At 34.2% G+C, this 24,808-nt stretch carries 23 protein-coding genes; 2 read left to right on the forward strand and 21 right to left on the reverse strand.

What is annotated here, in order from left to right; genetic code table 11:
• Positions 1 to 19: 19 nt before the first annotated feature.
• The 5 genes from CW752_RS02055 to CW752_RS02075 all read right to left on the reverse strand — a co-directional run bounded on the left by CW752_RS02055 (position 20) and on the right by CW752_RS02075 (position 4,852).
• On the reverse strand, positions 20 to 1,903 hold the full coding sequence (locus CW752_RS02055; RefSeq protein WP_101238133.1) for a type VI secretion system baseplate subunit TssF: 1,884 nt from the start codon (positions 1,901 to 1,903) through the stop codon (positions 20 to 22).
• A 22-nt stretch (positions 1,904 to 1,925) separates the two neighbouring features.
• Positions 1,926 to 2,366: a GPW/gp25 family protein gene (locus CW752_RS02060; protein WP_101238195.1), complete on the reverse strand. Its 441-nt coding sequence runs from the start codon at positions 2,364 to 2,366 to the stop codon at positions 1,926 to 1,928.
• Between the two features lie 223 nt (positions 2,367 to 2,589).
• Complete coding sequence (locus tag CW752_RS02065) at positions 2,590 to 3,090, reverse strand: hypothetical protein (protein ID WP_101238134.1); 501 nt, start codon at positions 3,088 to 3,090, stop codon at positions 2,590 to 2,592.
• Positions 3,091 to 3,116: 26 nt separating this feature from the next.
• The gene (locus tag CW752_RS02070) at positions 3,117 to 3,320 is read right to left on the reverse strand and encodes a hypothetical protein (protein WP_133121635.1); all 204 of its coding nucleotides are present in this window, start codon (positions 3,318 to 3,320) and stop codon (positions 3,117 to 3,119) included.
• 122 nt (positions 3,321 to 3,442) lie between these two features.
• On the reverse strand, positions 3,443 to 4,852 hold the full coding sequence (locus tag CW752_RS02075) for an APC family permease (RefSeq protein WP_101238136.1): 1,410 nt from the start codon (positions 4,850 to 4,852) through the stop codon (positions 3,443 to 3,445).
• 141 nt (positions 4,853 to 4,993) lie between these two features.
• Between CW752_RS02075 and CW752_RS02080 the strand changes: the two genes are divergently transcribed.
• Positions 4,994 to 5,509 (forward strand): DUF4920 domain-containing protein, encoded by a 516-nt coding sequence (locus CW752_RS02080; protein ID WP_101238137.1) that lies wholly within the window; start codon positions 4,994 to 4,996, stop codon positions 5,507 to 5,509.
• A 195-nt stretch (positions 5,510 to 5,704) separates the two neighbouring features.
• On the opposite strand, the gene CW752_RS02085 is transcribed toward CW752_RS02080, so the two are convergent.
• Positions 5,705 to 6,814, reverse strand: coding sequence for a M14 family zinc carboxypeptidase (locus CW752_RS02085; RefSeq protein WP_101238138.1), 1,110 nt, complete (start codon positions 6,812 to 6,814; stop codon positions 5,705 to 5,707).
• A gap of 972 nt (positions 6,815 to 7,786) precedes the next feature.
• Here CW752_RS02085 and CW752_RS02090 point away from each other — a divergent pair.
• Positions 7,787 to 8,323, forward strand: a complete 537-nt coding sequence (locus CW752_RS02090) for a helix-turn-helix domain-containing protein (protein WP_101238139.1) — start codon at positions 7,787 to 7,789, stop codon at positions 8,321 to 8,323.
• A gap of 550 nt (positions 8,324 to 8,873) precedes the next feature.
• Here the strand turns inward: CW752_RS02090 and CW752_RS02095 are convergent.
• The 15 genes from CW752_RS02095 to CW752_RS02165 all read right to left on the reverse strand — a co-directional run bounded on the left by CW752_RS02095 (position 8,874) and on the right by CW752_RS02165 (position 24,587).
• Positions 8,874 to 10,046 (reverse strand): proline dehydrogenase family protein, encoded by a 1,173-nt coding sequence (locus CW752_RS02095; protein WP_101238140.1) that lies wholly within the window; start codon positions 10,044 to 10,046, stop codon positions 8,874 to 8,876.
• Positions 10,047 to 10,110: 64 nt separating this feature from the next.
• Positions 10,111 to 11,040: a UbiA family prenyltransferase gene (locus CW752_RS02100; RefSeq protein ID WP_101238141.1), complete on the reverse strand. Its 930-nt coding sequence runs from the start codon at positions 11,038 to 11,040 to the stop codon at positions 10,111 to 10,113.
• 10 nt (positions 11,041 to 11,050) lie between these two features.
• Entirely contained in the window at positions 11,051 to 11,977 is a 927-nt protein-coding gene (locus tag CW752_RS02105; RefSeq protein WP_101238142.1) for a mevalonate kinase, read from the reverse strand.
• 178 nt (positions 11,978 to 12,155) lie between these two features.
• A complete protein-coding gene (locus CW752_RS02110) occupies positions 12,156 to 13,646 on the reverse strand; it encodes an MFS transporter (protein WP_101238143.1) in 1,491 nt (496 codons plus the stop codon).
• A 106-nt stretch (positions 13,647 to 13,752) separates the two neighbouring features.
• Positions 13,753 to 14,931 (reverse strand): acetyl-CoA C-acyltransferase, encoded by a 1,179-nt coding sequence (locus CW752_RS02115; protein ID WP_101238144.1) that lies wholly within the window; start codon positions 14,929 to 14,931, stop codon positions 13,753 to 13,755.
• 58 nt (positions 14,932 to 14,989) lie between these two features.
• Positions 14,990 to 15,400 carry a hypothetical protein gene (locus CW752_RS02120; RefSeq protein WP_101238145.1) on the reverse strand — a complete coding sequence of 137 codons (411 nt, stop codon included), beginning with the start codon at positions 15,398 to 15,400 and terminating at the stop codon, positions 14,990 to 14,992.
• Positions 15,401 to 15,417: 17 nt separating this feature from the next.
• A complete protein-coding gene (locus CW752_RS02125; RefSeq protein WP_101238146.1) occupies positions 15,418 to 15,807 on the reverse strand; it encodes a hypothetical protein in 390 nt (129 codons plus the stop codon).
• 296 nt (positions 15,808 to 16,103) lie between these two features.
• Positions 16,104 to 17,486 carry a nucleoside permease gene (locus CW752_RS02130; protein WP_101238147.1) on the reverse strand — a complete coding sequence of 461 codons (1,383 nt, stop codon included), beginning with the start codon at positions 17,484 to 17,486 and terminating at the stop codon, positions 16,104 to 16,106.
• A 22-nt stretch (positions 17,487 to 17,508) separates the two neighbouring features.
• Complete coding sequence (locus CW752_RS02135) at positions 17,509 to 18,108, reverse strand: bifunctional nuclease family protein (protein ID WP_101238148.1); 600 nt, start codon at positions 18,106 to 18,108, stop codon at positions 17,509 to 17,511.
• A gap of 188 nt (positions 18,109 to 18,296) precedes the next feature.
• On the reverse strand, positions 18,297 to 19,244 hold the full coding sequence (locus CW752_RS02140) for an electron transfer flavoprotein subunit alpha/FixB family protein (RefSeq protein ID WP_101238149.1): 948 nt from the start codon (positions 19,242 to 19,244) through the stop codon (positions 18,297 to 18,299).
• Between the two features lie 49 nt (positions 19,245 to 19,293).
• Positions 19,294 to 20,040, reverse strand: a complete 747-nt coding sequence (locus CW752_RS02145; protein WP_065398045.1) for an electron transfer flavoprotein subunit beta/FixA family protein — start codon at positions 20,038 to 20,040, stop codon at positions 19,294 to 19,296.
• A gap of 196 nt (positions 20,041 to 20,236) precedes the next feature.
• Entirely contained in the window at positions 20,237 to 20,944 is a 708-nt protein-coding gene (locus CW752_RS02150; RefSeq protein WP_101238150.1) for an SDR family oxidoreductase, read from the reverse strand.
• A 78-nt stretch (positions 20,945 to 21,022) separates the two neighbouring features.
• The gene (locus CW752_RS02155) at positions 21,023 to 22,759 is read right to left on the reverse strand and encodes a T9SS type A sorting domain-containing protein (RefSeq protein ID WP_101238151.1); all 1,737 of its coding nucleotides are present in this window, start codon (positions 22,757 to 22,759) and stop codon (positions 21,023 to 21,025) included.
• A gap of 25 nt (positions 22,760 to 22,784) precedes the next feature.
• Complete coding sequence (locus tag CW752_RS02160; RefSeq protein ID WP_101238152.1) at positions 22,785 to 23,555, reverse strand: hypothetical protein; 771 nt, start codon at positions 23,553 to 23,555, stop codon at positions 22,785 to 22,787.
• A gap of 114 nt (positions 23,556 to 23,669) precedes the next feature.
• Positions 23,670 to 24,587 carry a T9SS type A sorting domain-containing protein gene (locus tag CW752_RS02165; RefSeq protein ID WP_185117554.1) on the reverse strand — a complete coding sequence of 306 codons (918 nt, stop codon included), beginning with the start codon at positions 24,585 to 24,587 and terminating at the stop codon, positions 23,670 to 23,672.
• Between the last annotated feature and the right edge of the window lie 221 nt (positions 24,588 to 24,808).

Genomic DNA, 24,808 nt, shown 5'->3' on the forward strand with positions numbered 1-24,808 from the left:
TCTTTTAAGGTTTCAATTTTTATAAGTCTTGAAAATCAACATCTTCATTGCTAATTTTCACAATATATTCAATACCATCTATTGCTTTAACGATAATCTGATTTCTTAAAATATTAGACATATTTTCCCAATAAGCTCTTCCATAGAAAGAATAATTCTGCGGAATGATCTCAACCTCAACAGTTCTTACAAATCCTTCTTTAGGTTTATTGCTGATCATCGTTCCTCTTCTTACTCTTACTTCTCTGATCTCATCTTTCAAGATCATTCGGCAGTAATTTTTAACATCTTCAAGAGAAATAATCTTATCCCTTGTCGTTAATGCATATTTATAAGCCTGAATACTGTCTGTTCCTTTCTGCTCTTCAGCACCTCCCAATGTTTCGGTAAGCAAAACTACGGTTTGTGATTTTAATTGATTAGAAAGTTCAGTTCCCGGGCGCATATGGTTTGCTAATGTACAATGTGTCACCCAGAAGGAAGCATATGTGTGGTCTGTTTTTTCTACAGGTTCCATAATTACATAGTTCAGTTCCTGTCTGATATTCCTTTTGGCATTATTTACTTTTTGTACCATAGACTTCATCTTATCAGACATTTCACTCAGAACTCCTTTTACATTATCTCTGTTTAAAAGAGAAAATGCTGCAATTTCATCCCTTGTAAGTTCCAGAACGTTAGCAATCATATCGACTGCATTTCTACTTGTAAAACGTTCCATTCCTCCCTTTCTTACTGTATATAATCCTTTTTTCAAATCATCGGCAGGGGTAAAAGGGATTTCACTATATTTTCTTCCATCTCCATCCTGAACCTCATCTACATATAGAAAATGTTCTCCTTCATCCGTTACCAACGGAATATTATTTCCCATAATATCCAGGCTGTATTCTGTTTTTTTCCAACCTCTGTTATAGATAGGGAAAGCATTCAATACAAATGAAAAATTATCAAGGATTTCGGCAGAAAACTGTGGCGGGAATTCAAACGTAAGCCATAAGTACGGTTTATTTTCTATATATTTTACAATTTCTTCTTTCCCGGCAAGGAAATCAAGATTCTGAGGCAGTTGACCGGGTTCGGAAAACAAACTTTGAGAAATTCCCGTCACTTCAATAAATTTATGACGGTAGATGCTCTTGATATCTTCAATCACTTTATTTCGAATAGACTGTTCACGGAACATCTGCTCATAGCCATCTGAATGATTTTCGGTAAGATAACTTAATCCCTCCCTTACAAATAACGGATTTCCATTGCTGGAAACAGTGATATATGGTAATAGTTTATAGACGAAATCCAAATGTTCGAAAGCCGGATTGGAGCAAAATATGCTTAAATATTTCGGAAAATTTTCACTTACATATTGGTTGACATCTACTCCTACCGTAATCTTTCTGTAGTCTTCGGGTCTTCCCTGAAATCTTGCAATAGGAATTTTATTGAATCTGTCGTCAATACTATAGCAAGTATTTCCTACAAACATAATGGACGTATGTACTTTATTGATTCTTACATTTCCTATCGGAGTAAAGGGGATATTAACCTGTTTATCCGATTCTGATTTAACCGTTGAAGTCATTTGTTTACGAAAGAAAAACTCCGTATGCTCCAATAAAATTTCGGAGGACTCATAAGGCTGTGTAAAAGCAACCGCATGGGCAGGAATAGGATGAGTATAAATTGACGGCGTAAGAAGTTTTGCCAGTTTTTCTAAAATTCGGGCATTAACCGTCTGTATTTCGTTATTCGCTTTAAAAACTTCTGTACTGAATGCATCAATCAACAATTTTACAAAAGGATCTAAAGATTGTGGACTCTTTAATCCCCAAACTTTAGTGGCATTCTGAAGCATCCTGGCTTTTACAGATTCTTTGGAATAAATATTCTGGTCTAAATTCATAATTTTTTTTCGTGGTTATACATTAATCAATAGACATCGGACTTAGGAACAGTTCTGTTGAAAAACTGAAACGTTCTCCTGTTGCCTCCATTTTTGCATTGATGGCAATTCTTACTTTCTTTTTGATTTCTGTGTGTTCTTTCGTGTCGTAACTGTGTTCTACGAATTGGATGTGGGCATCAATCTGCGGCTGTACAATTCGAGGTTCGTATTCCTGGATTTGTCTTTTAAGGCTTTTGATAAAAACACTTTCCCAAATGGCACTCGTCACTCCGTTATCAAATTCGAGATTCCAAACATCATTTCCATAGTTTTCATCATATCTGTTCTCCCCTTTTTTGGTAGTGATCAGCAACATAATATTGTGGGCAATACTCTCTCCCATATCGCAGGTATCGATACTTCCGCCTTCAGTCATTAAAGTAGATGGTACAAAAGGCATTCTGTAATTTGGTGTATCCATAGTCAACTTCTTATTTTTTACTTCATGGTCATGTTTACTTAAAAACGAAATACCAAAATACACATTTTCACTAAATAATTGCCATAATAAAGAAAAATATTCTTCAAAATTTAGGGCCTTCAAACTGAATTGAAAGCCCTAAGCATTTAAAAAGTATACATTTACTAAATAAGATTTTCCTGTATTAGTTTAAGTACTTTTATAACCTTTATAAGATGATAACTTAATTGATAGGTTTAGTGAAAATCTGAGCAGACATCGCTCCACGTCCCCAATTGAAATTAGGCGCAGGTGCTTCGGCAAACATCCCAAAAGTAATGGTGCTTAATGCACTATTATTCCCTTCTATATAATCATCTACTTTATAAGTAACATTCATCGGAGTACTTCCTGTATTAGAAACAACATCTATAGCAAAGCCAGCTATAGGTACCCCCAGGGCACCAACTCCACCAGTACCTCCATTATAAGAACCCGGAACTGTATATTTACGAGATCCCATCTCTAATTCCGTATCAGTTCCACTGTTCACAGATTTATATAAAGTACAGCCAATATAACCAATGGTATTAGCCGTAGCATTAGAATGTCTTACCGGCATGTTATAATTAACTACAATCTGGGCTTGCGTATTCGCAGGAATAGTAACAGGAATACTAAAGTTTAAATTTACTCTCCCTCCTCCTATTGAACTTGATACAGGTGTTGCAAGTACTGCATACATATTATCTGAAAACTGCCAGGGAGCAGCTATAGTACTGTTTGTAATAAACCCAAGATTCCCGTTTCCATCTGCATAACTTTTCGGTTATACTGTAGGGTTAATGCATTGGTATTGATGTCTGTCATTGTACGTACTCTTGCATTTCCATTAACATCCAGAGCTTGTGTCGGGACAGGCGTATTAATTCCTACTTGTGCACATACTGGTAGCCCTAAACCAGAGCAAATCATTATAAAAATTCTTTTTTTCATAATATTAAATTTTATTTATTAAGTTGGTAAGTCTAAAACACAAAATAACCATCTTAATACATCATATCAAATATTTTTCATGAAAAAAATTCAATATTTTATTAATCTGTTTTTTTTATGTTGATGAAATAATACACGGGAAGGCCCAGCAAAACCATTACAAATCCAGGCCATGTATATTGTTGTTTATAAATCAAAAGTAAGATACAGAATACTGTTCCAATGATTAAATAAATAATTGGTGTCACGGGATAAAGCCATGTTTTATAAGGTCTTTCCAAATCAGGTTGTTTTACTCTTAAATATATCACTCCAAAAACAGTAATCATATAGAACAAAACGATTACAAAAGAAATCATATCCAGCAGATTTCCATACTGACCGCTCAGACAAAGGATAGAAGCCCAAACTCCCTGCATCCATAATGCATTTTCGGGTACTTCATTTTTATTGTTTTTAATAGCCGATGTAAAGAACATTCCATCCTTAGCCATGGTTTGAAAAACTCTTGCTCCTGCCAGAATTAATCCGTTATCGCATCCAAATGTGGAAATCATAACCAATAAAGCGATGATAATTGTCCCTGCACTTCCAAAAATGTTTTGTGATGCTGCTACTGCCACTCTGTCATTGGCTGCAAAAGCAATACCATCGCGGTCAAGAGCATTTAAATACACAAAATTTACGGCGATATACAGAATCATTACCGCAGAAGTACCATAGATCATGGATTTTACAATATTTCTTTTTGGATTCTCAACTTCCCCGGAAACAAATGTTACGCTTTCCCAAGCTACAGAACTGAAAACAGAGCCTACCATTGCCGCTGCAATACCACCTAATAGTGTCATTCCTCCGATAGGTTGCCAGCCTTCTTTAAGAAAACTTCCGTCTATTCCCTTTTTAAGATTATTAAATGAATCCAGGCCAAAGTTGAAGTTTTCCGACATATGCGAGAAGTCCACTAATATAAATCCTAATGCTATAAGACCTAATAGCGCTATAATCTTAGATCCGGTAAATATATTTTGAAGGATCTTTCCACTTTGAACACCTCTGGTATTAATATAGGTAAGCAAAAGAATCACAAAAATCGCTAAAATTTGAATCCATGTAATTTTGAATTCCCCGCTTTGAAAAATAGGTGCCGCATCGTTAAGTGACGGGATCAGATATGCTGTAAACTTACCAAAGGCCATAGCCACTGCAGCAATTGTTCCTGTTTGAATTACTGTAAACAATCCCCATCCGTAAAGAAATCCCATCTTTTTTCCAAAAATTTCTTTCAGATAAGTGTACTGTCCACCGGCTTTGGGAAACAGAGCAGATAACTCTCCATAGCTTATCGCCGCAGCCACGGTCATAATTCCTGTGATAATCCAAACAACAATAAGCCAGAATCCGGATCCCAGATTTCTCATCATGTCAGCACTTACAATGAAGATCCCGCTTCCAATCATGGACCCCATCACAAGCATAATAGCGTCCCAAAGTTTCAGTTTTTTTTGCATAGTCAAGTATAGATTTCAAATATAAACAAATATGGCTTTCATTTTAAATTTTGTTGAAAATTCCTAAAACACCATGTTTATTATTAATTTTATCGATTTATGATTCAATTTTAATTAGTACTTTTGAGAAAAATAATAAAAATGAAATTCAAAGCTATACTATTTGCAACTGCAGTAAGTGTTTCTACTTTAGCTTTTGCACAGGAAACATCACAAAAGAAATTTTCACCACCGGCAGGAAATGCTATTGTAGGTGACACTTATGGAGCCGGAGTTTCTTCCACTGCTGAATCTAAAGCCATTACCGTTGAAAAATTAGGAAAAAAACTTAAAAAAGAAAATAAAAAGCTGGAAAATATAGCCATCAAAGGAAAAGTAACAGATGTATGCGATAAAAAAGGATGTTGGCTGACCATTCAAACGGAAGATAATTCCCAGTTTTTTGTAAAAATGAAAGATTATGCCTTCTTTGTTCCTACTGCTTTAAAAGGGAAAAATGTAGTATTGGAAGGAAATGCAGAACGAAAAGTAACTTCTGTGGATGAGCAAAAACATTATGCAGAAGATGCGAAGAAACCTCAGTCTGAAATTGACGCCATCAACCAACCTAAGGAGGAAATCAGATTTTTAGCAAGTGGGATTAAGGTCGTAAATTAAGGCGTTTTGCCAAATTGAAGAGAATATTAATATCTCTCGCAGATGCTGCAGATTATGCAAATCTTAACTATTGAGAAAAAGATAAATCTGCATCTATTCCTTTTTGGATGAATGTAACCTATCTTTTTAAATTGATCTTTATTCTTAGAAATAGATAAAAAGTAATTTCGGCAGCCCTTTGGGCTGCCGAAATTTTTAATCTTCTATTTTAAACTCTACTACAGCGTCCAGTTTTGGATATTTAGTGGCAGAAACAAATTTCTTTCCGGTACAATCTATCTCCAGCCATCCTTTTCTTTTTTTCACATCTCCTACTTCCATGACAAAAGGAATAAAAGAAATCTCCTCCTTCCCTTCTTCTTTGATCTCTCTATATTGTACAGCAATGTCCAAAATGCATTCATGATCCGTGTTCAGTTTTACATTTCTGTATACTATATCATAATGGGTTTCCTTATTCTCAGGAATATCAGGATAAGTTTCCCATCCTGTAGTATCGGAATTTAACTCGCTGATCGCTTTCAATGCATAATAAAGGGCAATTGTGTAATACTTTCTTGTTCCTTTTCTAGTGTAGTCATCTACAAAGTGTCCTCCTTCAAATAAAATGGTAGGCATTCCTGCTTTTATAAAATTATCCCCGGTAGATGTCGGATAAAATTCATCCGAATATCTTCCGATTTGATTAGGAATCATTTCCTTTAAATGGGTATAAATATTTCCAATAACCGCCATACATTTTTTTCTATTTTCAGTTATTGTACGTTCCACGTTTTCAGAAGGGGCCAAAAAAGAAAGTGTTGCCGGATGAATACCATCAGTTGTAAAAATAGTTCTTTGTTCATGCAAATTCAATGCATAATCATATTTTTTGGAAGCAGCAGCGTGTTTAAGAAATTTAATCTCCGTGCTTGCTTCATTATGAAAGTCTCTATTAAGATCTATATCCACAGCATTCAATCTGGTCCATCTTTCCGATCCGTCAGGATTTAGCATAAATATAAAATCTAATCTAATTTTCCTGAACAAGTCATCTTTCATTTGAGGAGCTTTATCCAGGCTTATTAAAAGATCAAGCATCGCATGAGTCGCGTTAGATTCATTACCATGCATTTGAGACCAGGCTAATACTTGAATATTTCCGGTACCGATACTTAATCGATAAATCGGTTTCTCTAAATATGATTTTCCGATCTCTTGAATATAATCGCTGAGATTCTCCTGTAGATAAGAAAATAATTTTTCAGGGGAAATATAACGATTTGAGAAATTAGGGTTTTGAGAGTAGATCTGTTCAAAATTCATTTTGGGAATAATTTACAAGAATCAAATTTAACCATTTTAAGCTATAAAAACAGCTATTAACAAATGTAAATAGCTGAAAAATGAGTAAAAATGTATTTTTTATTGTTTACAAATATAATTTACAAAAGTTATACATGATCAATTTTACAGTAAAAAGACAATTAACTTGTGTAACATTGTTAAACATACCAGACTGACAAAATGTCTGTTAGTGAAATTGTGGATTACGGATAATTTAATGCTATATATCTAATTACATAAAAGCCAGTTAGTTATGTAATTCATCTAAATATTATTATGAAGAATACTTGAAGTGTTTAAATCCTTATTTTAAGGTAAATATGAGTTGTTTTTTTAAACATAAAAATTGTGGAAAACAGTAGTTTTTATTAGCTTATACAAGTGTAAATCGTTTAAAATTTTAAAATTTATCAGATTATCCTTATTCAGCTTGGACTTTTTAGTTTATAAGTAATTAATATGAGGATTTAAACATGTAAATGTTTAAAAAATTATTTCAATCGTTATAAAAATGTTGTATATCAGTTAATTACAACATTAATTTACAATTGTATATAACTAAAACACGTCTTTTAAAGGTTATTCCTGATCTAATCTGTAAACTTTCCGATGTATTGAAATTATAGTAAATTATCAATGTAAACAGTATTTAATTAGTTGTTTAACAGTAACTAATATAATTTAAGTGTGGCTATCTGTTGTTAATTGTAGTTAAATTTGTAAACAGCAAGTATCGGGCAAATAACACTGGGTTAATAGGTCAATTATTTATATATTTTAATATATTCAATAATCAATACAATTGTAACATAGATATAATTAGCTATAATACAGGATAATATATTTTTATTTACATTTGTATACTTAAATTCTTTTAGTTTATTTACATTTGTGTTTTGCATTTGTAAACTTTAATCTTTACATTTGTAAAATAATTAATGACTTATTTTTATGAGTTTAAACGAAAGAATTTCAAAAGTTATAGAGTATTCTAATCTTACTCCTTCAGAATTTGCTGATGAGATTGATGTACAACGATCATCAATTTCACATATCACTTCCGGAAGAAACAAACCTTCTTTGGAGTTTATCATAAAAATAAAATCCCGATTCCCTGAGCTTCTTTGGGATTGGCTGGTAACAGGTGAAGGTGAAATGTTGAAGCCGGAAGTTCCGGAAGTTCTGAATACAGTAGAAGAGCACGAAGAGGAAAGAATAAAGACAACTCCTCTACCCGATCTATTTACCATGATGAACAATGATGTTGAATTCGGAACAGATGAAACGGAAATAGAACCTGTCCAACCGGCTTCCGGAGAATCGTTTATACCGCCCCCAAGTAAAGCTTCAGAAAAAATATCCGATTCTCAGCAATTAGGAAATTCTAATGATCAATTATTAAATCAATTCATTGGTAATCAGAGTGATAAAATAAAACGTATTGTTTTATTCTATGAAAATGGAAAATTTGAAAGTTTTGAGCCATAAAAAACCTGACCAAAGAAAATGGTCAGGTTAAAAAAATATTTGAAGAAGAAAACTAAAGCTATTGCTTTATTTAGTTTTTATATATTACGGCTTTTTTAAGCCTAACTTTGATCTATTTTTCAGCATCGCTTCTTATTTCCATATCCACTCACTAACTTTAAAAATTCGGGTATTTATATTACGATATAGAGTATCGATGTGCGGAGAAGATTGTTTACCATCTGCTGCAGAAAATGGAAGATTTATTTTTCATGTATTAGTTTATAATTGTATAATCAAATATAATAATTTAAACCTAAATCAGCAATAAAATTTATTTTTTTTTAACAATTAATTAATATAATGAATGAATAGTGGGATTATCATTAATTTCAGAACTCTTAAATTAAGTAATTCTTTTTTAAACTTAAATAAAAGAGGGACTCGTAAAAGTTTTATTTTAAGTATTTTATAATATCAAAACTATTTAAACAGATTTAATAACTCCTATATTAACTCAAAAAAAGACCCGCAAATATTGCGAGTCTGATATTGTGTTCAAAAAACAATACTATGCTTGCTTTTTTCTTCTTTCCAATTCTTTTTTGATCAGTCCTAATTCTCTTCCTGTTTGTCCTGCTACAGAAGTGTTTTCCTGAGCTCTTCTCGTAAGATATGGAACAACATCCTTTACAGGTCCGTATGGAAGATATTTAGCCACATTATAGCCCTTATCTGACAAATAGAAGGTAATATTATCACTCATCCCGTAAAGCTGTCCAAAATAAACGTGAGGATTTCCATTTTCTAAAGACTTCGCTTTCATTTTATCCATAATAAGTTCTGAAGAAATCTCATTATGAGTTCCGAAAAATGCTGATACTTTGTCTAAATGATTCATAACAAAGTCAATTCCCGCATTATAGTTTTTATCGGAAGCATCTTTGCTAGGCTGAATTGGATCTGCATATCCTTTTTCTGCTGCTCTGGCTCTTTCTTTCTCCATATAAGCTCCACGAACAATTTTATACCCGATGAAATAGTTCTTTTCTCTCGCTCTCTGAAGGTGTGCTTCCATATATTCCAGTCTTCCTGTTCTGTACATTTGGATCGTATTCCAAACGATAGGTTTTTCCTGGTTATATTTCTCCATCATCTCTTCGCAAAGTTGGTCTGCCGAATCCTGCATCCAGGTTTCTTCAGCATCTACCATTACTTTTTTATCGTTTTCATGACAAAGTTTGCATACTTCGTCAAATCTTTTCACCACTCTATCCCACTCTTCTTTTTGGCTTGTTGTAAGTTCAGCTCCTTTTCCAACCGCTTCATAAAGATCAATCCTTCCAAATGCTGTAGGTTTAAAAACAATAAAAGGAATTGCCGGATTTCCTACTGAGAATCTTACAATATCCTTAATTTCTTTACATACTGCATCAAAAGTTTCTTCGTCTTCTTTTCCCTCAATAGAGTAATCAAAAATGCTTCCAACGCCTCTCTTGAAAAGTTGTTTCACGACTTTCATACTTTCTTCACGGGTTTCACCTCCGCAGAATTGCTCAAATAAAGTATTCTTTACAATTCCTGTAACAAAAGGAAAGTTGTTGTGTACCGTAAAATTTAGGACAGATGTTCCAAGGCTGGTAAGTGCTGGTTGTTCAATCATTTTAAACATCCAGTAAGCCTTTCTCAGTTGTGCATCAGTTTTATCTGCAAATGCAACTTTAGTATCATTAAAAATGGGCATTCCTATTTATTAAATTTAGTTATGCAAAGGTAATAATAACCTAAGTTTATTTAAAGAATTTTTTTTAGAATTTACTTTCAATTCCATTCAGCAGCATCGCAATAATTCCGGCAAAAACCCAAAACCGTAACAAATTGAGTGTAAAAGAGTTACTTCTTCTTATAGGATTTAAAAAAAGGTAAATACAGAAAATCATGACAAATAATCCTCCTGTAAAATAATAAGACATAAAACCGGAAACACCTGTTTTGGTAATAATCTTCATCGAAACTGCTATCGTTACCACCATTAAAGAAATCAAAATAATCTTTGTATTCTTAGTTTTAAAATAATTGGGAATGGTTGTATATCCGAATGCCTTGTCTACACTTCTGGTGAGAGTATCCTTTACAATGTCGATACAAAGAAGGATAAGAAACAGAAAAACAGCCATCAGGAATACCTTTTTAGAAAAAGTTTCATAATACACCATCATTCCAAAAAACGGATATAAAGTAAGGCTGACGAAAGTAAGATTGTTTAAGATCAATATTCTACTCAGTTTATGGCTATATAACCACATGAAAAACTGGTAAACAAGGAAAAAAATAAAAACATTATGGGAAATCAGCCAGGCTACTCCTAAGGAAATAGCACTTAAGCCAAGATAAGCATATAAAAAATATTTCTGTTTGATAAAACTTTGAATCCTTGTTCTGAAGGGTTTTACAATATGGTCTTTTTCCAGATCATAAAACTGGTTAATGATTCCACCGGCAAGAATGGTAAGTACTGTACAAAAAATGATACCATGTACTTTGAAATCAAATACAAAATTTCTGAATGATTCATCCTGATTAAACAGGAAAAAAGTGGAAACATAGAGAGCAAATGTAAGGAGTGCTGCTACAAAAAAGCGTGCTCCCAGCAGAAAGCCCACGAATTGTGAGAATCTGTAAAATAGAGATTTAGATATATAGTTTTTAGATTGGAAAGTTTCTTTTTCAGAATTCATTCCAATCTATTTAAAATCTGTAAATTACCTCTTTTTGGAAGCCGTCAAGCATTTTTTCTGCTTTCTCATAATCCTGAGTAAATCCAAGAATATAGCCACCTCCACCGCTACCGCAGAGTTTTAAATAATACGCGTTAGAATCCAGTCCTTTTTTCCAGATATTAAAAATACTTTCAGGAATCATTGGACGGAAATGTTCATAAGCCCAATGAGAAAGTTTTTTCAGATTTCTAAAGAAAGGATTCATATCTTTTTTAAGGAAAGTTTCTATACATGCATTGTTATAACGAATAAACTCTTCTTTCAATGTTTTACGGAAACCTTCTGTTTTCATTTTCTCAAAGAAAATCTGGATCATAGGACCTGTTTCTCCAGTCATACCTGAGTCGATAAGGAAAATAGCTCCTTTTCCCTCTTCTCCCTCCGGAATGGAAACTCTGTCCAGGTTTTCTTTATTTTCGATAAGAATAGGCAAATTCATATAGCAGATCAAAGGATCCATACCTGAACTTTTACCATGGAAATAACTTTCCATCTCGCCGAAAACAGCTTTTAGTTTCTTAAGATTTTCTTTTGAGATATTCTCAGGGTTCAGTTTGCTGATTGAATATTTTTCAAAAATAGCTGCAACCAAAGCTCCTGAACTTCCCACTCCATATCCTTGTGGAATATTGGAATCAAAGAAAAGTCCGTTGGAAATATCATTTTTGAAGCTATCAATATCCAATTTGAAATCATCAGACAAATCAAGCGTTGTAAGAAAATCGGAATATTTCTGCAGATGTTTGTTGGAATTAAGCTCAAATTCTGAGCTCAAATCTGAAAATTTTAAAGTTCCTTTATAGAAGCTGTAAGGTACTACAAGCCCTTGGGAATCTTCAATCATTCCATATTCTCCAAACAGGATTATTTTTGCATAAAATAAAGGGTTGGTCATATTGACAATAAATCTTTTTGCAAAGTTAAAAATTATTCGGCGGAATATAATCAAAATTCAGACCGAATTATAACATATTTTAACAAAAACTTCTTTTATTATCGAAATCAGATCTCCAAAGAGACTTCTATTTTGTTTTTAAAATAAAAAAAGACGTTAAAAATAACGTCTTTCATTTTTATAATGTTTCTCTGTTTTTTCTCATTTTAACCTTCAGGAACCTGATCAATATTAATCCTGCTCCGAAAAATACCGTCATTGATAAGGCTGCAATACGCATATTATTAAAGTGCTCAATCAATGTTGCAAAGATAAATGTTCCAATGATGATGGCAATCTTCTCTAATACATCATAAAAGCTGAAATAAGTAGTATTTTCCATCGAATCTTCAGGAAGCAATTTTGAATAGGTAGATCTGGACATGGCCTGAAGACCTCCCATCACCAATCCTACAACTGCTGCCACTCCGTAGAACTGATATTCTACCGTAGGATTCTCTTTGTTTAGGAAATAAGCCCATAAACATGCTATAATCCATAGTATGATCGCAATTGAAATAACATTCTTATTTCCGATTCTTTTAGACAGCCTTGAAAATATAACAGCTCCAATAATCGCTTCTATCTGAATAACCAGTAATGTTCCGATTAACTTATCCTGTGCCAGGTTAATTTCACTCTTTCCAAATAAAGTAGCCATAAGGAAAATGGTCTGCATTCCTACACTATAAAAGAAAAAGCTCGATAAAAAAAACTTAAGGTTCCTGTCTTTGAAAAGTACACCCCCTACTTTAAATAGTTCATGGAAACTTTCCTTTGCAATATCTAGATAAAAGCTTAGGTTATCTTTGAATACTTCAAAAAAGCCCCCTTGCTCCTCATGCTTTTTAAAGATGTTTTTATAGTTTAATAATACAAGATCTTTAGGAAGCTTATCTTTTACATTTCCAAATTGCGGAAGATGCTTGAAAGTATATTGTGAAAAACCAAACCACCAAGCTCCTGTTAACAAGAAACTGATTCTGGTAAACAACAATTGCTGAGCGGCTCCTTTGGCAAAAACCTGAATTAAAACTAAACAGATTACGACTAACACTACTGACCCGATGTATCCATAAACATATCCTCTGGCAGAAAGTGCATCCTGCCTGTCCGGTGTCGCAATATCCGGTAAGAACGAATTATAAAACACCAGACTTCCCCAGAAACCAACACTCGCTGTAATACTAAAAAGAAGCCCTAGAAATACATTGTGCATCCCTGTAAACATGGCCAATCCCATACAGGAAGTCGCTCCCAGATAGCAAAAAAATTGTAAGAATGATTTTTTATTTCCGATCGTATCCGCTAAAGAAGATAGAAACGGTGATAGCAATACCACAATAAAGAATGATATCGTTAAAGAATATCCATACACCGCATCAGGTTGATATTCTTTTCCAAAAATTTTGATCATATGCCTTACCGGAACATCGATCCATGTTCTTGTTTCTGTCACGAATTCTTTCTTTTCGTAAGCAGTAGTAAGAATAGAGTAATAAATTGGAAAAATGGTAGAGGTAATCACCAAAGAGTAAACAGAATTTGCCCAGTCATATACGGCCCAGGCCTTCATAATCTTTGGGTTATTCTTTATGTTTTTAGGCTGTCGATTCTCAGTTTCAGACATTTCAAATAAATATTAGTAGCACAAAAATAAAAAAACCATTAAGAAATGGATAAGTTTTTAGAAAAATTATCCATTCCTTAATGGCAATATACTCTTAAACAGAATATTAGATATTCTCAATTACAATTGCAGATGCACCGCCGCCGCCATTACAGATAGCTGCAGCACCGTATTTAGCATTATTTTGCTTCAATACGTTGATCAATGTAACGATGATTCTTGAACCTGAACTTCCCAGTGGGTGTCCTAACGCAACAGCTCCTCCGTTTACATTTACTTTAGAAGCATCTAATCCTAAGATTTTGTTGTTTGCTAATCCTACTACCGAGAATGCTTCGTTGAATTCGAAGAAATCGATATCAGCTATTTCTAATCCTGCTTTTTTAAGTGCAATAGGTAATGCTTTAGCCGGAGCCGTTGTAAAGTTTTCAGGTTCTTGAGCGGCATCAGCATAAGAAACGATTTTAGCTAAAGGTTTCAATCCTAATTCTTCCATTTTTTCTTTTGAAACAAGGATCAAAGCCGAAGCTCCATCATTTAAGGTAGATGCATTCGCAGCTGTTACAGTTCCTCCTTCTTTTTTGAATACAGTAGGAAGTGTTGCAATTCTATCGAAGTTTACTGCTTTGTATTCTTCATCTTCAGCAAAAATCACAGGATCACCTTTTCTTTGCGGAATAGAAACAGGTACTATTTCATCATTAAATTTACCTTCACTCCAAGCTTTTGCAGATCTTTTGTAGGATTCTACAGCAAAGTTATCCTGATCTTCTCTGGTGAAGTTATAGTCAGTTGCACATTTTTCTGCACATACTCCCATGTGTACTTTGTTGTAGACATCCGTAAGACCGTCCAACACCATTCCGTCCTGCATTTTAATATCGCCTAGTTTTGTTGCCACTCTTGCGTTATAATAATGAGGAACTAAAGACATGTTTTCCATACCTCCTGCTACGATAACCTCTGCATCCCCTGCTTTGATAGCCTGAGTAGCCATCATCACAGCTTTCATTCCTGAAGCACAAACTTTATTGACAGTAGTAGAAGGTGTATTAATTGAAAGTCCTGCTCCTAAAGCCACCTGACGAGCCGGTGCCTGCCCTTCTCCTGCCTGTAATACATTTCCCATATAAATCTCCTGAACATTCTGAGGATCAAGACCGATTTTATCTAATGCTCCTTTTACAGCAACAGACCCTAGCTTTGTAGCCGGAACTGTTGATAAGCTTCCCATAAAACTTCCCATAGGAGTTCTTACTGCGGAAACAATGAATACTTCTTTCATGTATATAATTTTTATTTTTAGCTAAAATGAAACGTTAGCTTCATTTTTAATTTTAAATTTATTTTACTTTCACATATACGACATCAAATTGAGAATTTTCAATCTTGGTTTGTACCTTCAGGAAGTTATCCTGTGTCTCAACTACCTTATTATTGAAAACATCTCCTATCTGTGCGGGATCATTTTTGTCGGATTTTTCTAAAACTATAGCTTTATAATTACAATCGTCCACAAAAACCAAAGTTGATTTGATAAAATCTTTTCCATTATTAAAATATTCAGTTTGAATATTATCTTTAATGGTCATATACCAAATCGATTCCGGGTAGTTGGCACGTAAAAATTTACCTTCTTTGATATTGGCACATTTAGCCGGATTATCCGATTTCTTTGGTTCTGTTTTCTGAGACTTTGCCTGAGAGGCTGCCAGTAACAATATTCCGGCTGAAAATACTTTTAAAAAATTCATATCTATATCTTCGTCGTTTATTTATTTTTATTATTGCCTTTAGCAACAATCATTAGAAATGCTCCTAAAAATTCTACAGCCCAACCCCATTTCAATTTTACAACTCCTGCAAAAGTCTCTCTCCAGGATTTAAAAGGCAAGAAACTGAAATATTCTAACGATTGCATTTTGACAGCAACCAATGTGAATCCGAATAAAATAATAAGCAGGATACCAAAAAGTCTTACAACTTTAGCACTTCCATTTACAATTCCAAAAACACCACAGGCTGCAAGAATCCAGCATGTAATAGCTAAATAGTGATCTAATTTCCAATAATTCCAGTTGCCTATGATAGGAACATGTACTAAAGGAAGAAAGCTTCCTACAACCACTAAAATCAACCCTAATAATTGAATATTTTTCATATTTACTAAAGTGCCAAAATACGAAAAAAAACACATTATCAAATCATATGTTTTCAAACGAAAATTTCCAGTTCCTAACACCCATTAGTCACAAAAAAACAGAGTTAAAATTATTTATTTAATAAAAAAACAAGCCATTTGTTAAATAATCAAAAGATATGACGCTATTTATATTTACAAGTTTAATAGCATCTTTTTACTTCATCACTCCTAAAACTCTGTCATCCAATCTCTTTAAACAAAAAAATGCACTTTCATCAAGAAAGTGCATTTTTATATTTTTTAATAAAGTTTAATTAATGATTTACTGAAGAAACATCTTCCGGATTGTGTTTATGTCTAAATAATACCGCGAAGAATATGGCAAGAACCAATGCATAGATAGCAAATGAAAGCCATATCTGCTGCCAGTCTTTTACCATTACTACTGAAGAAAGCGTTCCATCAGGATTTACAGCGGCATTGAAACTACTTTTTAAGATTTCCAGGAAAGTAGGATTATCCGAAGTTGTTTGCAAATATGCAGACAGATCTGAAGCAGTTGTAAATTTATGGGTAAAGAATTTATCAATAGCCCAGCCCGCAATATAACTTCCGAACACAGCTCCAAAACCATTGGTCATCATCATAAATAGCCCTTGTGCTGAAGAACGGATTTTTTTATCTGTTGTTGTTTCAACGAAAAGAGACCCCGAAATATTGAAGAAATCGAAAGCCATTCCGTATACGATACAGGAAAGAATAATTAAAGACAATCCAAAACCTTCCGGAACACCATAAGCAAAGAATCCAAATCTTAATACCCATGCCAGCATAGACATCAACATTACTTTTTTGATCCCGAATTTTTTCAAAAAGAAAGGAATTGCCAGGATAAATAATGTTTCAGAAACCTGAGAAATCGACATGATAATCGTAGATCTCTGTACTACAAATGAATCGGCATATTTTGGAAAATGAGCAAATTCACTCAAAAATACATCTCCATAAGCATTTGTCAACTGTAATGCAGCACCTAAAAGCATTGAAAACAAAAAGAATAATGCCATTTTATAGTTTCCAAAAAGTTTAAATGCATTTAATCCTAATTGTTCTGATAACGGTGAATTTTTATCAATCAGTTTTTGCGGCGGACATTTTGGTAAAGTAAGGGCATAAATTCCTAAAAATATCGCTACTGCTCCGCCAATATAAAACTGTCCTTCCGTTGCTTTATTTCCACTAAGGTTAGTGATCCACATTGCTACGATAAAACCAATAGTTCCCCATACACGAATCGGCGGGAAATCTTTCACTACATCAAAATTATTGTTTTTTAAGATGGTGTAGGAAATTGAATTGGCCAAAGCAATCGTCGGCATATAAAAGCACATTGCAACAAGCATTACAGAAAAGAAAGAATTGGGATCTGCAGAATGTGGCAATATGAAAAGAATAATCCCATAAAGAATGTGTAATACTGAAAAGATGCGCTCTGCATTTACCCAACGGTCAGCAATAATTCCAGTAATGGTCGGCATAAAAATAGAAGCAATTCCCATTGTTCCGAAAACAGCTCCAAACTGTGTTCCTTCCCAATGTTTGGTGCCAAACCAGAAGTTCGCCATCGTAATCAGCCATGCTCCCCAAACAAAAAACTGGAGAAAACTGAGGATGGTCAGTCGTAATTTTAAATTCATAGTTTATATAAAATATCTCTTTTTAGTCAATTTTCTTCTTCCTCCTCTTGATTTCTTCCTGAATTTCAAGGGCGGTATCATAATCTTCTTCTTTAACGGCTTCGTCTAATAACTTCTGAAGTTCTTCCATAGAAAGAGATTTTAAATTATCTTCCGTTTGTACTGTTTCTGAAAAAGATTCTTCTTCTTTTGAAACGTCTTCCAGTTCCAATAAAATACCGGCTTCATTCAGAACTTGCTGTGTTGTAAAAATTGGTGCATCAAATCTTACCGCCATTGCAACGGCATCAGACGTTCTTGCATCAAGGATAAGTTCTTCTTCGGTAACTTTATTTTTGAAGTTAATGTTTGAAAAGAAAACGCCGTCTACAATTTGGTAAATGATAACAGATACCAACTCATAATTGGCAGAAACTATAAATTTTGTGAATAAGTCATGAGTAAGAGGACGCGGCGGGTGGATATCTTTTTCCAATCCAAGAGAGATAGATTGGGCTTCGAAATTTCCTATAACAACAGGTAATTTTATGTGTGTTTCTTCATGTTCCAGTAACAATGCGTAAGCCCCCGATTGGGTCTGGCTATACGATATTCCGCGAATAATTAGCTGCTTATAATCCATAATTGCAAATATAGATTAATTTTTTGTTGTGATTTCACTTTTTTAGACAAAAATAAAAGCCCGGAAAGCCGAGCTTTTATTGTATTGTTGATGATTGTCAAAAGTCAATAGTGAATTTTGCTTCGCAAGTGAATTATTTAATTAAAAATTGACAAGCAAAGCGAATTGACTATTCACCATTCACTTTCTTATCCTTTTATTGCTTTAATTTTCCCTGTTAATGCAGGAATAATCTGGAAAGCATCTCCTACTACTCCGTAATCGGCAGACTTGAAGAAAGGTGCTTCAGCGTCGTTATTGATCACTACAATAGTTTTTGAAGAGTTTACTCCGGCTAAGTGCTGAATAGCTCCGGAAATACCCACAGCAATGTAAAGGTTAGGTGAAATTGCTTTACCTGTTTGTCCTACGTGCTCTGTGTGAGGTCTCCATCCGATATCAGAAACCGGTTTAGAACATGCTGTAGCAGCTCCTAAAACGTTTGCTAAATCTTCGATCATTCCCCAGTTTTCAGGACCTTTCATCCCTCTCCCCGCAGAAACAACGATTTCAGCTTCTTTAAGGTCTAATTTACCTGAGCTTTGCTCGTGAGAGATCACTTTAGTATCTTCATTAGCTACTGAAAGATTCTTAACTTCTTCCGAACCTGATACTGTATTTTCTTTAACTCCGAAGGCATTTTGAGAAACTGTAACGATTACTCCGTTTCCTTCTGCTTTTGCATGCATGAAACCTTTTCCGGAGAAAGCTTTTCTTTTAACCTGGAAAGGTGAAAGGCTTTCAGGAGCTTCCAAAGCATTCGTAATTAAAGAATAATTCTTCATTACTGCAAGCATTGGAGCGATAGAAGAAGCATCTGTTGTATGAGGGAAAACAATAATGTTTCCTCCTGCTACTTCGTTTACAGCCTGAGCGTATGCTTTTGCCGAGAAGTTTTTAAGACCATCGTCTTTAATATTGATAACGTTTGATGCTCCGTATTTATATAATAAATCTGAAGAATCCGTCGGGTTTACAGAGATTGCCGTAACGGTATCACCTGCTTTATCAGCAACAGCTTTAGCATAAGATACTGCTTCGAAAGCTGCTTTTTTGTAAACTCCATTTATATTTTCTGCGTATACGAATACTGCCATTTTTTTAAATTTAAAAATTAAAAGATTGAAAAATTTAAAGAATCAATGATTAGATTACTTTTGCTTCTTCGTGAAGTAATCTTACCAATTCATCCAAGTTGTCCGGAGAAACCATTTTCACAGCAGCTCTTGGCGGAACACTGTCATAAGATACTCCCTGAACTTTCACTTCAGAAGAAGTAGGTTCTACTACTTGTAAAGGTTTTGTTCTTGCAGACATAATCCCTCTCATATTTGGAATAATCAGATCTTTTTCATCTACTAATCCTTTCTGACCTGCAATGATTGCCGGTAATTTTACAGAAATAGTTTCTTTTCCTCCTTCGATTTCTCTTACAGCAGTAGCTTCACTTCCATTTACATCTAATCCTACCGATGCATTTACGAAAGGTTGGTTTAATAATTGAGCCACCATTCCGGGCACAGAACCTCCATTATAATCAATAGATTCTTTACCACAAAGAATAAGATCATACCCTCCGTTTTGAGCTACAGCAGCAATTTCTTTTGCTGTAGAATAACTGTCTTTCGGATCAAGGTTTACTCTTACAGCATCGTTAGCACCAATTGCTAAAGCTTTTCTGATCACCGGTTCTGTAGCAGCATCTCCTACGTTGATAACTGTTACAGTCGCTCCTTGAGATTCCTGAAGTTTAACCGCTTTTGTCAACGCAAATTCATCTAGCGGATTGATTACCCACTGAATTCCGTTTTTGTCGAAAGCAGATTTATCTGCTGTGAAGTTAATTTTGGAAGTAGTATCCGGAACACTACTAATACAAACTAATATTTTCATATGTTGTTCTTAATTTTTTTATTTGGTCATATGTAACCTTATGGTTTCATCCGTACTATTTTATTTTATCTTAAAGCATAAAGTCATGAACGTTTATGCAGAGATTTTGTTTGAATTAATTTTTGCTAATATAAATAAAAAATATATTATGCATGCATAATACTTATTAATTTATTATTCAATACATTAAAAGTATTTACTTAGCGGGTTGTGTTGCTCTAAACTCTATTTTACTGGGCAAAACCCTCGGATTCATCTTCAAAATATCCAGCACAAGATCTCCCATATCCTGTGGTTGAATCTTCCAGCTGTCTTTTTCGGAAGGAATATTTCCATTGAAATGAGTGGCTACCGATCCCGGCATAATCACAGTAGACTTGATGTTATATTTTCTTAAATCAATCATGGCAGCTTGTGTAAATCCTACTACCCCGAATTTTGATGCATTATACCCTGTTCCGTTTTCAAAGAAATTGGCACCCGCTAAACTTGAAATGGTGATATAATAACCTTCTGTCTTCTTTAATTCTTCCACGGAAGCTTTTAAAGTATAAAAAACACCCGTCAGATTCGTTTCTATCATATCATTCCATTCTTCTGCTGTAAGCTCGTCTACGGGCTTAAAAATACCTAATCCGGCATTAGCAATTACATAATCCAGTCTCCCGAATTTTCCTATGATATATTGAACTGCTTCATGTTCGCTTTCAAGGCTTTTTACATCAGAAACAATTCCCAATACATTTTCAGAGTATTGCTTAAGTTCCTCTTCCGCTTTCATTACATCATCCCTTTTCCGTCCTGAAAATGCCACCGAGATTCCATTTTCAAGCAGCACCTTAGCAATTCCGAAACCGATCCCTTTCGTTCCTCCGGTTATATAAGCTGTTTTATTTTCTGGCATCACATAAAAATTTAATGCTCTAAAATAACAAAAACGCTCCAAATTGGAGCGTTTAACGATACTAAGATTTGTCAGATATTATTTTTTTATAAACTTCTGACTGGTTTTTCCTTCTTTTGTTTCTATACTCAGAATATAAGTTCCTGAAGGAAGCTGTTTGATATCAATTTTATTGCCATCTAATTTTACATTGATCACTTTTCCTGATATATCTACAATAGAAGCATTCTTGATTTCTGAAGAGGTTGCAACATTCAGAATGTCTGAAGCCGGATTCGGGAATAATTTTACTTTTGCAACAAGCTCTTTTTTATCAATTGCATTATTAGGTTGCCCATTTCTTAAATTCAGGTGCATATTATCTTTTAGATTTTGGCTTTTTGCCTCAATTCCACCTCCTGAACATTTGCAATCTTCTATTTTTGCTAAGTATTTAGCTCCACTTTCAATATAAGTGTTAGGAAGAAGACTAATACTGTTTCCTGCTTTCATTGTGATATCCTGCGTGGAATTCACTTTATAATTGAGCTCTGTAGTAATGGTATTACTTGCATGATAAGTATACGGAGTATTATGGGTCTCCGCAGTAGTTAAATCATAGGAAGCCACACAAGCTCCCGTTCTTCTTGAAAGTGTTGGCAGCAATGAAGGGAAACTATTAGTAGCTCCCACAAAAATCATAGCACTTGAAGCATTTAAAGCATTAAGATTTATAGAGCTTTGCCCGTATACGTCAGGATTAACGATCTGGCTCAAACTACGTCCTTCGTTATAGCTCACAAAATGAAAATAAATGTCTCCTTTTGCATTCCTTTGAATAGTGGTGGGATAACCTATACCGTTTGTACCCCACATTCCATTATAAATCGGAGTGGAGACTACATTAGAATTTGTTGAGTTAAGCAAATCTACTGCGTAAAAAGTAGTAGTAGCCCCAACTCCATAAAAACTACTTACATACAATATATTAGCATACTGATTGAATTCGGCATTGAAAGCATCTGTTCCTGCAATAGACAAATTATAATCTGTAGTAATAGATCCGGAAAGATTATCAAAAGAGCGTACCATCCCTTCATTGTTTCCTGCCCCCGGATTAGAATTGGATATGCATATAAAGTGTGAATAATTACATGTGCCTTTTATTTCAGGAGAAGCCTTCATAGAAATTCCATCATAAGCAGTATAAAAGCCGGAGGTCCCTAAATCACTCACAACAGGTATTGTACTTAACCCTGAACTGCTTAAGCGATAAGCATATAATTTTTTCCCATTAGTTACAAGGACCCAATAAGAATTACCATCTCCGTGTGGAACAATAACTACCGATCTCGCATCACTAATTTCATTCCCCTGACCATCTAAAACAGGAATTTTTACAAGATTTTGTACAACATCACCCAAAGGTTGTCCGTTTGAACCATTACCCCCTAAAGACATATCCACTACAGAATACCGGATTATACCCGTACTATATAAAAATGTTGTTGCAAAAATATAATATAAATTGGGATTTGTAGGATGTTTTACAGTAGCCAACTGGGGCCCGCCATGTTCAATAAGTCCGTTTGGCATTACCTGATTTTCTCTGTTCCAAACCTCATTCCCATCACTATAAAACAATAGATTTCCGTTGCTATCACTTACTGTCGCTGATGAGCTATAAGAATCCATGGTACTACCATTCACAAACTGGGGAGTACTTCCTGAAAAATTGAGTCCTACTTTATATCCAAAGTACCAGTTGTTGTTTTCTCCTTGGGCATATGCCAGCAATGACATCGCCAGAGACATTGATAAAAAAAATTTTTTCATAAATAATACTTAAATGATTAATCGATTATTTATGAATCTTTTTTTCTAGTCTTTCCATTCGCTTATTTTGTTCGTCCATATACTTTTGCTGCTTGTCTATTTGACTTTGCTGTTGTAATGTATAGAGGGTAAGCTCTTCTACTTTTTTAAGCAAAAGAATATTCATTTCTTTAAGTTCTATCCCGTTTTTGATAGCTTCTTCCGTAGTGGGAACTTCCGGTAAGTGGCCTTTATCGTCAATATAAGATTGTAGTTCTTTTAAAGGCATCAGTTTATAATCTTTAGCAAATACATAATCTGCCCAGCCGTTGTTGGCTGCAATTTCAACCTTTAATTTCTCAGTTTTAATTCCATCCTTTACAAATAGACGATAGCTGTCACAATCTGCACAAGTTAAAGTATTGGTTCCCATCCCTATTTTAGAGGCGGAAGAAATGAAGAAAGCTTTACTTTCGTAAGGAACATCATCTATTGAACTAAGCCCGTCATGAGAAGGATATATATAAAGACCATCAACATTAGAAGGACTTGACGGATTTACATAATTTTGAATTGTAAAATAAGAATCACGAAATGACCCTCTTGGTGGTGTAAAATAACCAAATTTAATCATACCATCTACCATTCTTAAATTCCCCTTACCTAAAGTAAATCTATCATAAGATTGAGTTGTTCCCACGCTTACAGGCCCACCTCTGTAAATAGGATCTGTAGTTGTATTATTACCTGTCCACTGTTGAGAAAATAAAGAGTTTGCACACAAAAGTGTGCATAAAATTGCAATTGTTTTTTTCATGTTATTAATTTTTTTAGTCGTTTATAAAAATATATAGAATAATTTTAATCCACAACTCTTATTAAAAGAAAAACAAAATTTTATTCTCCCACATAACAATAAAACAGTAACGTTCTATTTCTTAATAATTTTCTCTGTATACTTTCTATCACCAATTTCAACACTAATCCAATATATTCCTGAAGGGAGATGTCTGACATCAATATTTGTCCCATTCCAAATGGTTTCTATCTTTTTACCTGTAGTATCAGAAATTGTTATACTTTTAATGTCATGAGTTGTATTGACCTTAACAAATTCTATTGCCGGATTGGGATACATTATCAATTCTCCATTCTTTTTAACAGCGTTATTGGTTGATAATACCAAATCATTGTTAATTTTAATATGATCAATATAGGCTGTTCCTAAAGCGTTATCATGTACAAAACGCAATTGATCCATATGTAACGGGCTTGCTGCCGAACCGTTGTAAATTAATATATCATTGAGGTAATATTGAACACCTGTGGCACTTCCTACTATTTTAATTGCATACCAGGTATTCGGAGTCCAGGAAATCGCAGTAGAAACAAGATTCAATACCCCGGAAATCGGGCTTAAAATTTTTACAATCCCTGTTTTATCGAAATCCAGTCTTACCACAAAGTCTTCATCTACACTGTTGATTCCCTGAAAACCAAAAACAGAACCATTTAACTGAGACATTCGAATATCAAATGAGACTGAAAAATTGGATGGAGAAAGCGGGGCAGGTAAATTGTAAAACCCTCCTATAATAGGGTCTGTTTGAGTTCCATACATGGTTTCTTTCACAATTTTCAGAGAATAACTTCCATCGCTAGATGCATCCGCGCTGATCGTCTGATTCATTACATTATCAGGAACCCCTCCTGTCGGAGTACTGATCCAGGCTGACTGTCCATGAATGTTTCCCGGCATAAAGCCTTCTGTAGTTTCAAAAGAAATCGTCTCTTGTGCAAAATAAAATGCAGAAAATAAGAAAACTGCAATTAAGTAGTATTTTTTCATAGTCATATCAAGTTTTGTACTAAAAATAAATACTTTCCATGAAAGGTGAAATAACTTATCACAAATAAATAATAACGTTTTTATTTTCAGTGAATTTAATTTTATCTCAGGCATAAAAACCCGAATAAACCATGCTTAAAGCTCAGTATAAAAGCATAAAAAAACGCTTCAAATTGAAGCGTTCTCTCAAAAAATAGGGTTATATTTATTTCTTTATCAGT

It is taken from the genome of Chryseobacterium sp. PMSZPI, from assembly GCF_002835665.1.
In the GTDB taxonomy this organism is placed as follows: domain Bacteria; phylum Bacteroidota; class Bacteroidia; order Flavobacteriales; family Weeksellaceae; genus Chryseobacterium.

Bases quoted from the DNA above. Each gene is read 5' to 3' on its own strand.
- CW752_RS02055 (WP_101238133.1), bottom strand. From the start codon at position 1,903: ATGAATTTAGACCAGAATATTTATTCCAAAGAATCTGTAAAAGCCAGG.
- CW752_RS02060 (WP_101238195.1), bottom strand. From the start codon at position 2,366: ATGGATACACCAAATTACAGAATGCCTTTTGTACCATCTACTTTAATG.
- CW752_RS02065 (WP_101238134.1), bottom strand. From the start codon at position 3,090: ATGTATGCAGTACTTGCAACACCTGTATCAAGTTCAATAGGAGGAGGG.
- CW752_RS02070 (WP_133121635.1), bottom strand. From the start codon at position 3,320: ATGATTTGCTCTGGTTTAGGGCTACCAGTATGTGCACAAGTAGGAATT.
- CW752_RS02075 (WP_101238136.1), bottom strand. From the start codon at position 4,852: ATGCAAAAAAAACTGAAACTTTGGGACGCTATTATGCTTGTGATGGGG.
- CW752_RS02080 (WP_101238137.1), top strand. From the start codon at position 4,994: ATGAAATTCAAAGCTATACTATTTGCAACTGCAGTAAGTGTTTCTACT.
- CW752_RS02085 (WP_101238138.1), bottom strand. From the start codon at position 6,814: ATGAATTTTGAACAGATCTACTCTCAAAACCCTAATTTCTCAAATCGT.
- CW752_RS02090 (WP_101238139.1), top strand. From the start codon at position 7,787: ATGAGTTTAAACGAAAGAATTTCAAAAGTTATAGAGTATTCTAATCTT.
- CW752_RS02095 (WP_101238140.1), bottom strand. From the start codon at position 10,046: ATGCCCATTTTTAATGATACTAAAGTTGCATTTGCAGATAAAACTGAT.
- CW752_RS02100 (WP_101238141.1), bottom strand. From the start codon at position 11,040: ATGAATTCTGAAAAAGAAACTTTCCAATCTAAAAACTATATATCTAAA.
- CW752_RS02105 (WP_101238142.1), bottom strand. From the start codon at position 11,977: ATGACCAACCCTTTATTTTATGCAAAAATAATCCTGTTTGGAGAATAT.
- CW752_RS02110 (WP_101238143.1), bottom strand. From the start codon at position 13,646: ATGTCTGAAACTGAGAATCGACAGCCTAAAAACATAAAGAATAACCCA.
- CW752_RS02115 (WP_101238144.1), bottom strand. From the start codon at position 14,931: ATGAAAGAAGTATTCATTGTTTCCGCAGTAAGAACTCCTATGGGAAGT.
- CW752_RS02120 (WP_101238145.1), bottom strand. From the start codon at position 15,400: ATGAATTTTTTAAAAGTATTTTCAGCCGGAATATTGTTACTGGCAGCC.
- CW752_RS02125 (WP_101238146.1), bottom strand. From the start codon at position 15,807: ATGAAAAATATTCAATTATTAGGGTTGATTTTAGTGGTTGTAGGAAGC.
- CW752_RS02130 (WP_101238147.1), bottom strand. From the start codon at position 17,486: ATGAATTTAAAATTACGACTGACCATCCTCAGTTTTCTCCAGTTTTTT.
- CW752_RS02135 (WP_101238148.1), bottom strand. From the start codon at position 18,108: ATGGATTATAAGCAGCTAATTATTCGCGGAATATCGTATAGCCAGACC.
- CW752_RS02140 (WP_101238149.1), bottom strand. From the start codon at position 19,244: ATGGCAGTATTCGTATACGCAGAAAATATAAATGGAGTTTACAAAAAA.
- CW752_RS02145 (WP_065398045.1), bottom strand. From the start codon at position 20,040: ATGAAAATATTAGTTTGTATTAGTAGTGTTCCGGATACTACTTCCAAA.
- CW752_RS02150 (WP_101238150.1), bottom strand. From the start codon at position 20,944: ATGCCAGAAAATAAAACAGCTTATATAACCGGAGGAACGAAAGGGATC.
- CW752_RS02155 (WP_101238151.1), bottom strand. From the start codon at position 22,759: ATGAAAAAATTTTTTTTATCAATGTCTCTGGCGATGTCATTGCTGGCA.
- CW752_RS02160 (WP_101238152.1), bottom strand. From the start codon at position 23,555: ATGAAAAAAACAATTGCAATTTTATGCACACTTTTGTGTGCAAACTCT.
- CW752_RS02165 (WP_185117554.1), bottom strand. From the start codon at position 24,587: ATGAAAAAATACTACTTAATTGCAGTTTTCTTATTTTCTGCATTTTAT.